Origin of the sequence: Agrobacterium tumefaciens (assembly GCA_025559845.1) — a bacterium.
In the GTDB taxonomy this organism is placed as follows: Bacteria; Pseudomonadota; Alphaproteobacteria; order Rhizobiales; family Rhizobiaceae; genus Agrobacterium.
The window spans coordinates 3,100,249-3,116,642 of record CP048469.1; the positions used below are offsets into that span (position 1 = coordinate 3,100,249).

The following is a 16,394-nucleotide window of genomic DNA, read 5'->3' on the forward strand; positions in this document are numbered from 1 at the left end:
CGGAAGGCAAGGAAGCGGAAATGGGCATGCGTCGCGTAACTTCTATGGTCTGCATTGCATTATCGCTGGCTTTTCTCGCGGCAACGCCAGCACAGGTCAGCGCTCAAAGTGCTGCAAAGGGCGCAAGCGGTCTGCCGCTGCCGCGTTTCGTCAGCTTGAAGTCGAAGCGCGTCAACATGCGAATCGGCCCCAGCACCGACTACGCCGTCTCCTGGATGTACATGAAGTCCGGCATGCCGGTGGAGATCATTCAGGAGTATGAAAACTGGCGTCGTATCCGCGATGCTGACGGCACGGAAGGCTGGGTCAACCAGGCACTGCTTTCCGGCGAGCGGACAGCCGTTGCAGCCCCGTGGATGAGGGGCAAGGGCAAGGACGTATATGTCAACATGCGCCGCGATCCGCAATCGGGCGCAGCCGTTGTTGCAAAGCTCGAGCCTGGCGTTCAGGTCATCATCAAGGAATGCAACGGCGACTGGTGCCGGGCCGAAGCCGGCCAGGCAAATGGTTGGTTATCGCAGGGCGAAATCTGGGGTGCCTACCCGGGCGAAGCCTTTAAATAAGCCCGTGTTTGCTGCCCAGAGCTTTCAATGACGACATCGGCCGCGGTCCGACCTGCTGAATGACGGCGGCGGCGGCAAGGCAGCCGAGTTTGCCGCAATCCTCAAGCGAGCGGTCCTGCGTGTAGCCGAACAGGAAGCCTGCCGCAAAGAGGTCTCCTGCTCCGGTCGTGTCGACAACATCGTGAACGGGGAAGGCATCGACTTTTACCCGTTCGTTGCCACGCAGGATGACGGCGCCATCTTCACTCATCGTCACCGCAGCAATCTTGCAGTCGGCAGCGATCTTCGAAAGTGCCAGCTCGAAGTCGTCGGTTTCATAAAGCGACAGAGCTTCCTGCTTGTTGGCGAATACGATATCCACCGTGCCGGATCGCATCAGATCGAGAAACTCGTCGCGATAGCGTCCAACACAGAAACTGTCCGAGAGCGTCATGGAAACTTCGCGGCCGTTTTCATGGGCGATACGGGCGCAGTCGCGAATGGCGTCCTTGGCGCGCGGCGGGTCCCAGAGGTAACCCTCGAAGTAGGTCACCTTGGAGTCGGCGACGACGTTGGCTTCAACGTCTTCAGGGCCGAGGTCCACACAGGCGCCAAGATAGGTGTTCATGGAACGCTCACCGTCTTCGGTGACAAAGATCATCGAGCGCGCCGTTGGCGGGAAGGTGCCTTCCGGTTTGGTTTCGAAATAGACGCCCTGCGCACGAATATCATGCTGGAAGATTTCACCGAGCTGGTCATTGGCGACCTTGCCGAAATAGGCAGCTTTGCCGCCGAAATTCGCAATGCCGGCCGCCGTATTGCCGGCGCTGCCGCCAGAGGCCTCAAGGGCCGGGCCCATCAGGGAGTAAAGCAATTCGGCCCGCTCGGCATCGATCAGGTTCATCGCGCCCTTGGTAATGCCATTGTCGTTGAGAAAGCGATCATCGCAGCGGGAAATGATGTCGACGATAGCATTGCCGACCGTCAGTACGTCGAATTTCGTCATAGGCCCTTTTCCGGTTCGCACGGGTCCGTGCTGGTGTCCGGAATTTGGTCTTAAACATTTCTCGCGGCAAGAAAAGCCCAAAGCGGGAGCGGGGAGGAATATGCGCCGTGATATTGTCCAATCGGGCGTCATTTGGCTGTAACATGGGCGCGCTATATCGGTGTCAGAGCAAAGGGCGCATATGTGTTCCGAAAGGAAGACATGAGGTCTTCCAGCTCAACCGTTGTTTTCACCACGGATGTACTGGTGGAACATAACGGTCCGAAAAAAGGCGGGGGTGACCCCGCTTTTTCTTTTGGTGCTTTCGCGACACGATGTCGAATGTTGGCCCGGGCCGCAAGATTCCGTCCGACGGACATGTAAGCATTGTCCGCACCGTGAAGATGGGGTAAGCGGGATATCTTCCCAAGGCCGCGAAAGTCTCCCTCCTCATGTCCGCTGTTGCCGCAAACGTTGCCCCTATTTTCATTCTGATCTTGATTGGCTGGTTGACCGTCAAGGCAGGACTGTTCAGAGCGGATGCCGGTGAGATTTTGAGCGATTTCGTGTTCAAGATTGCGGTTCCGACCCTGATCTTCCGGACGCTGGCGGAAGCCAATTTCCACGGAGCGTCGCCATTTCGCCTTTGGATCACCTATTTCGCCGGTGTCGCCGTTACATGGACACTCGGCCACATCGTGACCCGCTACGTCTTCAAGCAGGATGTACGTATTGCAGTCATCGCCGGCATTTCCTCGGCTTTTGCCAACAACATCTTTATCGGTCTGCCTCTAGTCGGTCGTTCGGTTGGCGATGAAGGCTTGGTCGCTTTGTCGATCCTGCTTGCCATTCATCTGCCCGTGATGATGATCGCAGGCACCATTTTGATGGAAAATGCCACGCATAAGGCCGTTGGTGGTGAAAAGCGGAGCATGGGTGCGGTCTTCAGGCAGGTTGGGCGCAATCTTGTCACCAACCCGTTGGTGATCGGCCTTTGCATCGGCCTTGCAACAAATGTCTCGGGACTGCCCATACCGTCCGTCATGAAGACGGTCATCGATCAGGTCGCCTCAATGGCGGGCCCGGCAGCACTGATTTCGCTTGGCATGGCACTGACGAAATATACTGTCCGTGGCAATCTGCGGATCGCATTCACGATGACAGTGTTCAAGCTGTTATTGTTGCCCGCCTGCGTCTGGCTAATGGGGCGCGCACTTGGCCTCAGTCATGAATGGACAGCGGCGCTTGTTCTGACCTCTTCGGTGCCGACGGGCGTGAATGCCTGGCTGATCGCCAACCGTTTCGGCATAGGCCATAGCGTTGCGGCCTCAACGATCAGCATATCGACCGCGACGGGCGTTCTGTCCGTGTCGCTTTGGGCCTGGCTGCTGAGCTAGGGAATTTCTGTAGAATTGGAAAATAAAACAGAGCACGTCCAATCTTAACGAGACGGACGTGCTCTGGTTTTAAGTTGCGCTGATTATTTCTGCGCGCTCAAGATCTTGAAGCGGGCGTTGCGGCACACTTCCTGGCTGTTGCGGAATTCTGCAGCCAGAATCGGCTCGTAGGGCATCCCACGGTTGGCGACCATCAGAAGCTTGCCGCCACTGCGCAACGCAGCCGCTGCCGCCTTGATAAAGGCCTGGCCAAGTGCTGGTTCGGCTGCCTGACCGGCTGCGTGGAACGGTGGGTTCATGATGATGAGGTCGTATTTTTCCTTCGGCGGCTCGGCGGCGAGATCCTGCCAGAAGAAACGGGCTGTGAGGCGCGGATTGTTTTCCAGGAGATTGTTCTTGGCGAATTCTAGGGCATTCCAGTCTGCTTCGAAGAGATCGATGCGCGCCGTGCGTGGCGATTTCTCGGCCAGCATGATCGACAGGTAACCCCAACCGGCGCCAAAATCTGCGGCATTGCCGTCAAAGTCCGTTGGCAGGCGCGAGACGAGAAGTTCCGAACCATCATCGACACGGTCGTGCGAGAACATGCCAGGCATCGCCGTGAAGCGGCCCTCGACGGTGACCGCGCCATGCTTCAGTTTGCCAACCAGAGCTGAAACATCGTCCGGTCTTTTGAACCACAGCGCAACACCGTGGTACTTCGGTGTCGATTCTGCCTCAACACCAAGCTTTGCCAACGTTTTGCGAAGCGTGACGATACCGTCTTCCTTGGAGCCGGCAGCAACGATGATGCCTCCGGTCTTGACCCGGTTCAGCGCCTCGGCCACCCGGTTTTCGTTTTCGCCGCGGTGCTTGCCGCACAGGATGAGTGCAGCATCATAGGTGCCCTCGGGAATATCCGGCGTTACCTCGGCGCTGTGCGCCTGCAGGGTCCGGTAAAGCGGGCGCAGGTTCTGAACCGCAACGATGTCGGCATCGAAACCGGCTGGCCGGGCCGTACCGGCTTCCGCACCGAGAAACAGCACGCGTTCGCCGGATTTCGGCATTTCAAGCATGTCGGCGGCAAAAGGATGAAACAGGGTTTTGACGGCGTCGCGGCTCATCGGAGTTCCTCAAGCGGTAAATAGAAAAAAGGCGCGGGAAATTCCCGCGCCTCGATGTGGGACAGGCGGCGCAGCCTTACTCGGCAGCAGCTTCGCCTTCTTCCTTCTTCTTCTCGACAACGATTTCCTTGCCGGTTGCCTGATCGACAACCTTCATGGAGAGGCGAACCTTGCCGCGCTCGTCGAAGCCCATCAGCTTGACCCAGACCTTGTCGCCTTCCTTGACGACGTCGGAGGTCTTTGCAACGCGCTCGGAAGCGAGCTGCGAGATGTGCACGAGGCCGTCACGGGCGCCGAAGAAGTTGACGAAAGCGCCGAAGTCAGCGGTCTTGACGACCGTGCCTTCGTAGATCTGGCCGACTTCCGGCTCAGCAACGATGGAGTGAATCCACTTGCGGGCCGCTTCGATTTCCTTGCCCGAAGACGAGGCGATCTTGACGGTGCCGTCGTCTTCAATGTTGATCTTGGCGCCGGTCTTTTCAACGATTTCGCGGATGACCTTGCCGCCCGAACCGATGACTTCGCGGATCTTGTCGACCGGAATGTTCATCACTTCGATGCGCGGTGCGAATTCGCCGAGCTGGCTGCGGCTCTCGGTGATGGCGTTGGCCATCTCGCCGAGGATGTGCTTGCGGCCGCCCTGAGCCTGCTCAAGAGCGATCTTCATGATCTCTTCGGTGATACCGGCGATCTTGATGTCCATCTGGAGCGAGGTGATACCATCGGCGGTACCGGCAACCTTGAAGTCCATGTCGCCGAGGTGATCTTCATCACCAAGGATATCGGAGAGAACGGCGAAGCGCTCACCTTCGAGGATCAGACCCATGGCGATACCTGCAACCGGCTTGGCAAGCGGAACGCCTGCGTCCATCAGTGCGAGCGAGGTGCCGCAAACCGTTGCCATCGAGGACGAGCCGTTGGACTCGGTGATTTCCGATACGACGCGCAGCGTGTAGGGGAACTGTTCCGCAGTCGGCAGCATCGGGCGGATAGCGCGCCATGCGAGCTTGCCGTGGCCGATTTCGCGACGGCCCGGGGAGCCCATGCGACCAGTTTCACCGACCGAGTAGGGCGGGAAGTTGTAGTGCAGCAGGAAGCGTTCCTTGTACATGCCAGTCAGGCTGTCGATGTACTGTTCGTCTTCACCGGTGCCGAGCGTGGCAACGACGACGGCCTGGGTTTCACCACGGGTGAAAAGCGCAGAGCCGTGGGTACGTGGCAGAAGGCCGACTTCCGAAACGATCGGACGAACGGTCGACAGGTCGCGGCCATCGATACGGCTCTTGGTGTCGAGGATGTTCCAGCGAACGATCTTGGCCTGAAGATGCTTGAAGACGGCGCCGATTTCTTCCGCAGTGTACTTGGCTTCGCCTTCTTCCGGAAGGAAGTGAGCCTTGACCTTCGCCTTGACGGCGTCGACAGCGGCGTAACGGGCAGCCTTTTCGGTGATCTTGTAAGCGTCGCGCAGTTCAGCTTCGGCCAGACCGAGCATCTCGTTTTCAAGAGCGGAGAAGTCTTCCGGTTCGAATTCGCGCGGTTCCTTGGCGGCAACTTCAGCGAGCTTGATGATCGCGTCGATGACCGGCTGGAAACCACGGTGACCGAACATGACGGCGCCGAGCATGATGTCTTCGTTCAGTTCCTTGGCTTCTGATTCAACCATCAGAACGGCGTCGGACGTACCGGCAACAACCAGATCGAGGGTGGATTCGTCCATCTCATCGAGGTGCGGGTTCAGAACATATTCGCCGTTGATGTAGCCGACGCGTGCGCCGCCGATCGGGCCCATGAAGGGGATGCCGGAGAGCGTCAGTGCTGCCGAGGTGGCAACCATCGACAGGATATCGGGATCGTTTTCCAGATCGTGCTGGATAACGGTAACAACGACCTGCGTGTCGTTCTTGTAGCCTTCAGGGAAAAGCGGGCGGATCGGACGGTCGATCAGGCGAGAAACAAGCGTTTCGTTTTCGCTCGGACGGCCTTCGCGCTTGAAGTAGCCGCCAGGGATCTTGCCGGCTGCGTAGGTCTTTTCCTGATAGTTGACGGTCAGCGGAAAGAAGTCCTGGCCAGGCTTCGGAGCCTTGGCGGAAACCACGGTCGCGAGAACCATCGTCTCGCCGTAGGTTGCGATGACCGCGCCGTCAGCCTGACGGGCGATCTTGCCGGTCTCCAGCTTCAGCGGGCGGCCTGCCCATTCAATTTCCACGGAGTGTTGATTGAACATATCTTGTCCTTAATCTTGGTTGCCCTTCGGCAAGATGCCGAAACCGGGCAGCTCTGAGACACAATCACGGGCAAGACAGCGGGAGGCTTTTTGCCGGTGGCCATAACAGCGCGGCATGCCATCTCTGGCCAAAGCATCCGGCAATCCTGCCCCATGACAGGTCGTCGGTTACAAGGCGGCACCGGCCCATCCGGGCCACCTTAGGTTCGGGACGCTTTTTCAGCGAAGTCCCGGAAAACAAGAAATCCGGAATGATCCGGATAGAAAAACCGGCGGGTATCGTAACGAAAACCCGCCGGAAGAGTTTTAGCGGCGAATGCCGAGGGCGCCAATCAGCTTGGTGTAGCGGGCGTCGTCCTTCTTCTTCAGATAGTCGAGAAGCGAACGGCGGCTCGAAACCAGCGTCAGAAGGCCACGACGGGAGTGGTTGTCCTTCTTGTGGCCCTTGAAGTGTTCCGTCAGGTTGTTGATCCGCTCGGTCAGGATGGCAACCTGAACTTCCGGCGAACCGGTGTCGCCTTCCTTCGTTGCGTATTCCTTGATGAGGGCGGCTTTGCGCTCTGCAGTAATCGACATCGGACGATCCTTTCTATTTTAAGGAAAAACGGGACGCCTAAAGCCGGGATGTCGTCCAGCTCTGGCCATTCAGTAGCGCGGGCAAGCGCCCAAGCTGGCGCTGCCTATAAACCATTATGGGTATAATTGAAAGAGGCGATTGACAGCCGCCCCTTTGCGGGCGTCTCAGCCAAAAACGCGTTTCGGGCGGAACTCGCCCTGGCCGATCTCGCCAATGGCGACCAGCTTGCCATGCGCGGTGGCATAGGCTTCCGGATGATCGGCTGGTGCATCACGGCCACGCAGCAGAATGGGATTGCCCATTTTCAACCGGTGGGCCTGATCGTCGTTGATGATCAGGCGGGGCAGGGAGGAAAGCGCTTCGGCCGTATCGATGAGATAGGCATCAAGGGCTTCGAGACGTGCATCGCGATCCTCGAGTGCTTCCAGCTCAACAAGCTTCTCAAGCGGAACCATCATGTCTTCGCCGAATGGCGCAACCATGGTGCGACGCAGCTCGGAAATATGGCCGAAACAGCCGAGATCGCGGCCCATGTCGCGCGCCAGTGCCCGAACATAGGTGCCCTTGCCACATTCGACTTCGAAATGGGCGGTATCGGCGTCCGGACAGGCGAGCAGCGTCAGGCGATGAATCTGGACTTCGCGGGCAGGAATTTCCACGGTCTCGCCCTCGCGCGCGAGATCATAGGCACGCTCGCCGGCAATCTTGATGGCCGAGAACTGCGGCGGCGTCTGCATGATGGTGCCGGTGTAGTTCGGCAGAATATCGCGGATTGCCTGTTCGTTCGGGCGTATATCGGACGTTTCAACGGCTTCGCCCTCAAGGTCATCCGTTGTCCGCTCTTCACCCCAGGTAACGGTGAATTCGTATATCTTGCGGCCGTCCATAACGTAAGGGACAGTCTTGGTGGCGTCGCCAAGGGCGATCGGCAGCATGCCCGACGCCAACGGGTCGAGCGTACCGGCGTGGCCGGCCTTTTGGGCATTGAACAGCCACTTGATCTTGGAGACGGCTTCGGTCGAACCGAAATCAAGCGGCTTGTCGAGAATAAGCCAGCCGGAAACCGGGCGGCCCTTTGGTTTACGGGACTGCTGTTTACGTGGTTTGGACATGCTTCAGTTCTGTTCTTCGTCTTTGTCTGCAGACGTGCCGAGATCGCGGCTGACTTCTGGCGAGCGCAGAAGTGCATCGATCTTCTGATAATTATCGAAACTCGTATCGTCGCGGAAACGCAGTTCCGGCATGTATTTCATCTGCCGAAGCTGTGGACCAAGGCGGCCGCGGATGAACTTGGCATGACGATTGAGTGCATCGATGGTGCCGGTGTGATCGGCAACGCCGAGTGGCGTTACGTAAGCCGTCGCGATCTTCAAATCGGGCGACATGCGCACTTCCGAGATCGAAATGACGGTCTTTTCAATAAGATCGTCGCGAACTTCGCCGCGTTGCAGGATTTGCGTCACGGCCGCGCGAACCTGTTCGCCGACGCGCAGCATACGCTGCGAAGGAGCCGATGATGTTGCTTTTGCCATTTCTTTTGCCCCTGCACATCGCCCCTCAATCTTTTCTGTCGAGGAGGGCGTGTGCAAATCTAGCGCATAGGTCCGAAAATCGAAATCGATTTTCGACGTGAACGATGCGCAGTTTCAAAGTGTTAGAGCGTCCTGACTGCATCTGGAAACGACCAGCGGCGCTCTGGTGTTACGGCGACCTTTGCACGCTTCGAGTGATTGAGGGCGCTATAAAGAATCGAGCGCCGGCTTGCCGGCGCCCAATTGCGATTTTCATGTACGTTTCAACCGAACGCTTAGAGCGTTCTGGTGATGTGCTCGACGCGGAAGCACTCGATGATATCGCCTGCGCGGATATCTTCGTAGTTCTCGAACGCCATACCGCATTCCTGACCGACCGGCACTTCTGCCACTTCGTCCTTGAAGCGCTTGAGCGTCTTGAGCTTGCCTTCGTGAATGACGACGTTGTCGCGAATGAGACGAACGCCTGCACCGCGTTCCACCTTGCCTTCGGTAACGCGGCAACCCGCGACCTTGCCGACCTTGGTGATGTTGAACACTTCCAGGATTTCCGCGTTGCCGAGGAAGGTCTCGCGACGCTCTGGCGACAGCAGGCCGGACATCGCTGCCTTCACGTCATCCACCAGATCGTAGATGATGTTGTAGTAGCGGATCTCGATGCCGGCGCGTTCGGAAGCCGTACGTGCCTGTGCGTTGGCGCGAACGTTGAAGCCGATGATCGCGGCGTTGGATGCCTCGGCAAGCGAGATATCCGATTCCGTGATGGCGCCAGCGCCCGAGTGAACGATACGAGCGCGGACTTCGTCGGTGCCGAGCTTGTCGAGCGAAGCGATGATGGCTTCGACCGAACCCTGCACGTCTGCCTTGATGACCAGCGGGAATTCCTTCATTCCCGAAGTCTGCAGCTGGCTCATCATCTGTTCCAGCGAACCGCGCTGACCGGTCTGGCGGGCAACGGCCTTGTCGCGTGCCAGACGCTGACGGTACTCGGAAATCTCGCGAGCACGGCTTTCGTTTTCGACAACCGCAAAACGGTCACCGGCAGAGGGCGTACCGGAAAGACCGAGAACCTCGACAGGCATGGCCGGACCGGCTTCCTTGACGTGTTCGCCCTTGTCGTTGACGAGCGCGCGAACGCGGCCCCACTGGTCGCCAGCCACGATGATCTGGCCAGGCTTCAGGGTACCCTTCTGCACGAGAACGGTGGCCACGGCACCACGGCCGCGGTCGAGTTCCGCTTCGATGACGGTACCTTCTGCAGTACGGTTCGGATCTGCCTTGAGGTCGAGAATTTCGGCCTGCAGCAGGATCGCTTCAAGCAGTTTGTCGAGACCAAGCTGCTTCTTGGCGGAGACTTCCACATCAAGCACTTCACCGCCCATGGATTCCACGAACACTTCGTGCTGCAGAAGCTGCTGGCGAACCTTTTCAGGGTTTGCCTCGTGCTTGTCGATCTTGTTGATCGCCACGATGATAGGCACGTTGGCCGCCTTGGCGTGATTGATCGATTCAATCGTCTGCGGCATCACGCTATCGTCAGCGGCAACCACCAGGATGGCGATATCCGTCGCCTGCGCACCACGAGCACGCATCGCCGTAAAGGCGGCGTGGCCGGGGGTGTCGATGAAGGTGATCTTCTGACCGTTCTTCTCGACCTGATAAGCACCGATATGCTGGGTAATGCCACCGGCTTCGCCAGCAACCACATTTGCCTGACGGATGGCGTCGAGCAGCGATGTCTTGCCGTGGTCGACGTGACCCATGATCGTTACGACCGGCGGACGGGAAACCATCTCGCCTTCATCGTCAACCTTGTTGAAGAGACCTTCTTCAACGTCGGATTCGGAAACGCGCTTGACCGTGTGGCCGAACTCGACTGCGATCAGTTCAGCCAGATCGGCGTCGATCACGTCGCCGGGCTTCATCATCTGACCTTCCTTCATCAGGAACTTGATGACGTCGACGGCACGTTCGGCCATACGCTGCGACAGTTCCTGAATGGTGATGGTCTCAGGCAGGATGACTTCGCGCATGACCTTTTCGCGGGTTTCCTGCATCTGGCTGCGACGGAATTTTTCCTGGCGACGGCGCATGGAGGCCATCGAGCGGCCACGCGGTGTGCCGTCTTCTTCCAGATTGGCGGCGGTTACGGTCAGCTTGCCGCGACGGCGCTCTTCTTCCGTCTTGAGACGGGCGGCAGGCTTGGCAGGTGCCGGAGCGACAACCTTGCCACGAACCGGCATGCCGGTGGTGCGGCGTGCACCGCGATCATCATCCTCATCCGAAGTGCGGCGTCCGCGCTGTGCTGCGGCGTCACCGGCAGGAGCCGGACGTGCGGGAGTTGCGGCTGGGCGTGCCGAAGGCTGCGGGCGGGCATCAGCACGCGGCGCAGGCGTTGCGGCCTGAGCGGGCTTTTCTTCGGCAGCAGCAGGCTGATTTTGAGCAACCGGCTGGCTTGCCGCTGCCTTCGCAGCAGCAGCTTCCTCGGCGGCGCGACGTGCTGCCTCTTCCTTCTCGGCTGCAATGCGGCGTTCTTCTTCTACCTTGCGGCGCGCTTCGTCTTCTGCACGCTGCTTGGCTTCCTGAACGTCGCGAGCCTGGGCTTCCATCAAAGCGCGGCGACGCGCTTCCATCTCGCCTGCAGAAAGGTCGTGCAGGACATTGCCGCGCGGCCGTTCAGGCTGACGCTGCTGAGGAGCGGAAGAGCCGGGGCGCTGCTGCGACTGAGAAGAACCCGGACGCTGCTGCTGACCAGATGGCTGATGAACGCGTGGCTGGGGAGCTTGCGGGCGCGGTGCGGCTGCGGCCACGGGAGCTGCTGGCTTGGGCGCCTGAACCGGGGCGTGCGTGCCCTGCTTCTCGTCTTCGGGACGCATGGGGCGGCGTTTACGTGTTTCCACGACAACCGCGTTGGTGCGACCTCGACCCATATCCTGACGAACCGTACCCTGATTCATCCCGCCCGGTTTCAGGGTAAGAGTCTTCTTGGCTGGTGCGTTGAGTGTCTTGTCGTCGTTGTTGTCGGTCATTCCGTTCCCGTTCCTTCGGACGAGAGCCGGATGACGTCCATCAGGTCTCGTCGTTCAATTGCTGCATCGGAACGCGGCGACCGTTCATATTCGGTAACCGCGTCATTGTTCTGTCCGGGCAGCGACGCGTTCCGCTTCGGGCTGACCGCCGTGGCGGTACTGCTCAAGCATCGTTGCGCGCTTCACTACACCCTCACCCGCCTGTCCCGCAAGCGCGCAGGCATGGATAAAAGCATTCTGGCCCATCAACTCGTCCATTTCGGCGCCACTAAAGAGCCGGAAGGACGGAATTTCTTTCCCGGCATCACTGCCGAGCGTCCAGGCCTTGCGGGCCTGGTCCAGTTTTCTCACGCCATCGGCTGCCGCATCTGTCGCGTGGAACACCGCAATGGCGTTTCCGGAACGAACGGCGGCATCGACTTTCATCGCGCCGCTGATGAACTGGCCAGCCTTGCGAGCCATGGTCATCATTCCTGCAACCTGCTGCGCCATCAGCCTGTCGATCAGAACCAGGAGTTCAGGACCGGCCTTGACGTCGCGTTTAAGAGCCCTTGCGAAAAGCTTTTTCGCGATGGCTTTTTCGATCAGGGCGCGCTCGGCTTTCACCCAGCAGCCGCGCCCCGGCAATTGGCGTTTCAGGTCCGGAACCACACTTCCGTCCGGGCCTGCGACGAAACGGATCAATTCTTCGGGTGATCCGCTTTGCCGTGTCACAATGCACATACGTCCGTTGACGTTGCCTTCGGGCTGCCCGTCGTCTGTCTCGGGCAGCTCATCCGGCTCATGCGCTTGCGATGTCATTCCTGTTCGGCGGTATCCGCCTCCTCGGCAGCATTGGCTTCTTCGGCAGCCTGCTGTTCAGCGGCAAGTTCTTCTTCGGTAATCCAGCCAGCCAGAAGGCGAGCCTGAAGCACCATGTTTTCGGCCTCGACGCGCGATACGTCGAGCTTCGAGAAGATGCCTTCGAACTTCTTGGTCTCGCCGTCCTTGCGTTCGCTCCAGCCGACCAGATCGTCTGCAGCGCAACCTGCGAAATCCTCAATGGACTTGATGCCGTCTTCGCCCAGCGCAACCATCATCTGCGATGTCAGGCCGTCGATCTGGCGCAGTTCGTCCGAAACGCCGAGTTCCTTGCGCTTGGCATCCATTTCAGCTTCCAGGCGCTCGAGATATTCGCGGGCGCGGGTCTGGATTTCGTTGGCGGTGTCTTCATCGAAACCGTCGATCGAGGCAATTTCATCGAGGTCGACATAGGCCAGTTCTTCGACCTGTGCGAAGCCTTCGGAAGCTAGTACCTGACCGACCATTTCGTCGACGTCGAGAGCCTCCATGAACAGACCGGTGCGCTCGTTGAATTCCTTCTGGCGACGCTCGGACTCTTCCTGCTCGGTCATGATGTCGATATCCCAGCCGGTGAGCTGCGATGCCAGACGAACGTTCTGACCACGACGACCGATGGCGAGCGAAAGCTGCTCGTCGGGAACAACCACTTCGATGCGTTCGGCTTCTTCGTCGAGAACGACCTTGGCGACTTCAGCCGGCTGAAGGGCGTTGACGATGAAGGATGCCGGTTCCTGGCTCCACGGAATGATGTCGATCTTTTCGCCCTGCAGCTCGCCAACAACGGCCTGAACGCGCGAACCACGCATACCGACGCAGGCGCCAACCGGATCGATCGAGGAATCGTTCGAGATCACGGCGATCTTGGCGCGCGAACCCGGGTCACGGGCAACCGACTTGATCTGGATGATACCGTCGTAGATTTCCGGAACTTCCATGGTGAAGAGCTTCACCATGAACTGCGGATGGGTACGCGAAAGGAAAATCTGCGGGCCGCGCTGTTCGCGACGAACGTCGTAAACATAGGCACGGACGCGATCGCCATAACGCATGTTTTCGCGCGGGATCATCTCGTCACGGCGGATAATGCCTTCACCACGGCCGAGATCGACGATGACGTTGCCGTATTCGACGCGCTTGACGGTACCGTTGACGATTTCGCCGATGCGGTCCTTGAATTCGTCATATTGACGATCCCGTTCCGCTTCGCGAACCTTCTGAACGATGACCTGCTTTGCAGACTGTGCGGCGATACGGCCAAAATCCATCGGCGGAAGCGGATCGGCAATGAAGTCGCCGAGCTTTGCATCCGGGTTGCGGTCGCGGGCCAGTTCCAGCGGGATCTGCGTGGAATAGTCTTCGGCCTTCTCGACAACTTCCAGAAGACGCTGCAGGCGAATTTCGCCGGTCTTGGAGTTGATGTCGGCGCGAATGTTGGTTTCCGAGCCATAGCGCGAGCGGGCGGCTTTCTGGATAGCGTCGGCCATTGCGGCAAGCACGATTTCGCGGTCGATGACCTTTTCGCGCGCCACAGCATCGGCGATCTGCAGAAGCTCAAGCCGGTTAGCACTCACTGCCATTTTTCTGTCTCCGTAAGTCGCAAGTTGCGTTGGTCGCCCGTTTTTCGGGCTTTACGTTGGAATTAGTCTTCGTCTGTTTCGTCTTCGTCGTTCTGATTTGCGGCGGCGGCCTTGGCCGCTTTGTCTGCCCGCAACGCATCACGAATAAGATCGTCCGTCAGAACAAGCTTCGCATCGGAAAGCGCGCTGAACGGAATAACGACTGTCAGCGCATCGCCATAGGCGATCTGGTCGCGCTCCAGTTTGAAGCCATCGGCGTCGACCTCAATGATCTTGCCGCGAAACCGCTTGCGGTTCTCGACGAGGATCGACGTTTCGGCTTTCACCAGATGGCCCTGCCAACGGGTGAAATCGGATTTGCGGACCATCGGCCGGTCGATACCGGGCGAGGACACTTCGAGATGATACGCTTTATCGACGGGATCTTCCACATCAAGAACCGGTGAAATGGCCATCGAGATGGCTTCACAGTCCTCAACCGTCATCGTGCCGTCCTGCCGTTCGGCCATGATCTGCAAGGTCATGCCGTTCTGGTTGAGGAGCCTGACCCGCACCAAAACATAGCCCATACCGGTCAGAACAGGCTCGACGATCTCGGCAATGCGCTGGTCGACGCCCGTTTCGGTTATCAGTCTTGGTTCGTATTCGGTGTCTGCCATCTGGCCTTCCGGTCTTGAATTTCGGTCCGGGACACTGCGCCCCGTTTTTGGGTTCGCCTAACGAAAAAGAGCGGGGCCTTGCGACCCCACTCTTCATCAAGCGATCAAGAATTTGAACCTGCATATAGACGCTTCAGGGTACAATTGCAAGGTTTTCCCGATAGCCCGGCCAGTATGCGGAGCGAGGGCACATTTTTGCCATCCTGATCCGCGAAGGGCTGGCATGATTTCCGGCGCCGTCTATAGTCGGCAATCGATAAAGTGCAATTGCTTCATGTGGACCGATCGTGCCCGACCGTAAATCGCCACTCGCGCCTCTAAGGCATTTGACCTACAGACGAATCTGGATAGCAAGTCTTGCTTCGAATTTTGGTGGGTTGATCCAGGCCGTTGGTGCGGCGTGGATGATGACCTCTCTGTCGACGTCCGAAAACATGATCGCTCTGGTGCAGGCATCGACCTCCTTGCCGATCATGCTGTTTTCGCTGGTTTCCGGTGCCCTGGCGGATAGTTTCGATCGTCGCCGTATCATGATTTCCGCACAGCTTCTGATGCTTGCGGCCTCGATACTGCTGACAGTTTTTGCCTGGTCCGGCTGGCTGACCCCCTGGCTGCTGCTGTTCTTTACCTTCCTGATTGGCTGCGGAACGGCTCTCAACAACCCATCCTGGCAGGCGTCGGTCGGTGAAATGGTTCCGCGCGAAGATCTGCCAGCTGCCGTGACATTGAACAGCGTCGGATTCAACATTACCCGCAGTGTCGGCCCGGCAATTGGTGGTGTCATCGTCGCTGCCGCTGGTGCAGCGGCGGCGTTTTTCGTCAACGCGATGAGTTATTTCGCGTTGATTTACGCTCTGTTTCGCTGGCAGCCGCCGAAAAATCCGTCGCCTTTGCCGCGAGAACAGCTTTTGTCGGCGATTTCCGCCGGCATGCGTTATGTCGCCATGTCGCCAAATATCAGTAAGGTGCTGGTGCGTGGTTTTCTTTTCGGCCTTTCCGCCAGCGCTATCCTGGCCCTCATGCCGATCGTCGCGCGTGATCTCGTGCAGGGAGGTCCGTTGACGTACGGCGTCATGCTTGGCGCCTTCGGGGTAGGGGCGATCGGCGGTGCCTTGATAAGCGCGCGTCTGCGTGAAGTGTTATCAAGTGAATGGATCGTGCGCGTCGCATTCCTGGGATTTGCCTTCAGTGCCGGGGTCACTGCAATCAGTACCAGCGCGTTTGTGACGGCCCTGGTTCTGACAGTCGCAGGTGCCTGCTGGGTTCTTGCTCTGTCCTTGTTCAACACCATCGTCCAGCTTTCCACGCCACGCTGGGTAGTGGGCCGCGCCTTGTCGCTTTATCAGACGCTGACCTTTGGTGGTATCGCAGTCGGTAGCTGGTTATGGGGTACCCTCGCCGAACAGGCGGGCATCAGCTATTCGCTTCTCTGTTCGTGCGCCCTGATGCTGCTTGGCGTGGTCGTCGGCTTCAAGCTCGCCATGCCGGCTTTTGCGTCACTCAATCTCGATCCGCTTAACCGGTTTGTCGAACCTCCGCTAAGGCTCGATATCAAACCGCGCAGCGGGCCAATCGCAATCCTGATCGACTATGAGATCGATGATGCGGATCTCGGCGAGTTTTTGCCCGTCATGGCGGAGCGGCGGCGTATCCGTATCCGTGATGGCGCGCGCAACTGGAACCTGATGCGGGATCTGGAAAACCCGGATATCTGGACGGAAAGCTACCATGTGCCGACATGGGTGGAATATGTCCGCCACAATCACCGCCGTACACAGGCGGATGCCGAAACCTGGGATCGATTGCTGGCTCTACACCGTGGCACGACGCGCCCGCGTGTTCACCGCATGATCGAGCGGCAGACCATTCCGCCGACCGACGACATTTTCCACAAGCCGCATACCGACGAGCATTAATGGAGGACTG

13 protein-coding genes are annotated in these 16,394 nt (G+C 58.7%); 3 read left to right on the plus strand and 10 right to left on the minus strand.

Annotated elements, in window-relative coordinates:
- Positions 1–20: 20 nt before the first annotated feature.
- A complete protein-coding gene (locus FY156_15360) occupies positions 21–563 on the plus strand; it encodes an SH3 domain-containing protein (GenBank protein UXS02752.1) in 543 nt (180 codons plus the stop codon).
- Here FY156_15360 and FY156_15365 read toward each other — a convergent pair.
- Positions 556–1,548, minus strand: a complete 993-nt coding sequence (locus FY156_15365) for an adenosine kinase (protein UXS02753.1) — start codon at positions 1,546–1,548, stop codon at positions 556–558. The two genes, FY156_15360 and FY156_15365, sit on opposite strands and share 8 nt — an antisense overlap.
- A 431-nt stretch (positions 1,549–1,979) precedes the next feature.
- Between FY156_15365 and FY156_15370 the strand changes: the two genes are divergently transcribed.
- Positions 1,980–2,924 carry an AEC family transporter gene (locus tag FY156_15370; protein ID UXS02754.1) on the plus strand — a complete coding sequence of 315 codons (945 nt, stop codon included), beginning with the start codon at positions 1,980–1,982 and terminating at the stop codon, positions 2,922–2,924.
- Positions 2,925–3,007: 83 nt separating this feature from the next.
- Here FY156_15370 and FY156_15375 read toward each other — a convergent pair whose 3' ends face one another.
- The 9 genes from FY156_15375 to rimP all read right to left on the minus strand — a co-directional run bounded on the left by FY156_15375 (position 3,008) and on the right by rimP (position 14,468).
- Complete coding sequence (locus FY156_15375) at positions 3,008–4,027, minus strand: class I SAM-dependent methyltransferase (protein ID UXS02755.1); 1,020 nt, start codon at positions 4,025–4,027, stop codon at positions 3,008–3,010.
- Between the two features lie 76 nt (positions 4,028–4,103).
- Positions 4,104–6,251 (minus strand): polyribonucleotide nucleotidyltransferase, encoded by a 2,148-nt coding sequence (gene pnp, locus FY156_15380; GenBank protein UXS02756.1) that lies wholly within the window; start codon positions 6,249–6,251, stop codon positions 4,104–4,106.
- 306 nt (positions 6,252–6,557) lie between these two features.
- Positions 6,558–6,827 (minus strand): 30S ribosomal protein S15, encoded by a 270-nt coding sequence (gene rpsO, locus FY156_15385; GenBank protein UXS02757.1) that lies wholly within the window; start codon positions 6,825–6,827, stop codon positions 6,558–6,560.
- A gap of 165 nt (positions 6,828–6,992) precedes the next feature.
- A complete protein-coding gene (gene truB / locus FY156_15390; GenBank protein ID UXS02758.1) occupies positions 6,993–7,940 on the minus strand; it encodes a tRNA pseudouridine(55) synthase TruB in 948 nt (315 codons plus the stop codon).
- A 3-nt stretch (positions 7,941–7,943) separates the two neighbouring features.
- Complete coding sequence (rbfA, locus tag FY156_15395; GenBank protein ID UXS02759.1) at positions 7,944–8,360, minus strand: 30S ribosome-binding factor RbfA; 417 nt, start codon at positions 8,358–8,360, stop codon at positions 7,944–7,946.
- Between the two features lie 275 nt (positions 8,361–8,635).
- Positions 8,636–11,389 carry a translation initiation factor IF-2 gene (infB, locus tag FY156_15400; GenBank protein ID UXS02760.1) on the minus strand — a complete coding sequence of 918 codons (2,754 nt, stop codon included), beginning with the start codon at positions 11,387–11,389 and terminating at the stop codon, positions 8,636–8,638.
- Between the two features lie 102 nt (positions 11,390–11,491).
- A complete protein-coding gene (locus tag FY156_15405; protein ID UXS02761.1) occupies positions 11,492–12,190 on the minus strand; it encodes an RNA-binding protein in 699 nt (232 codons plus the stop codon).
- Positions 12,187–13,809: a transcription termination/antitermination protein NusA gene (gene nusA, locus FY156_15410; protein ID UXS02762.1), complete on the minus strand. Its 1,623-nt coding sequence runs from the start codon at positions 13,807–13,809 to the stop codon at positions 12,187–12,189. Before nusA ends, FY156_15405 begins: the two co-directional genes overlap by 4 nt.
- A 62-nt stretch (positions 13,810–13,871) precedes the next feature.
- Positions 13,872–14,468 (minus strand): ribosome maturation factor RimP, encoded by a 597-nt coding sequence (gene rimP, locus FY156_15415; protein ID UXS02763.1) that lies wholly within the window; start codon positions 14,466–14,468, stop codon positions 13,872–13,874.
- Positions 14,469–14,755: 287 nt separating this feature from the next.
- Between rimP and FY156_15420 the strand changes: the two genes are divergently transcribed.
- Positions 14,756–16,384, plus strand: coding sequence for an MFS transporter (locus FY156_15420; protein UXS02764.1), 1,629 nt, complete (start codon positions 14,756–14,758; stop codon positions 16,382–16,384).
- Positions 16,385–16,394 lie beyond the last annotated feature (10 nt).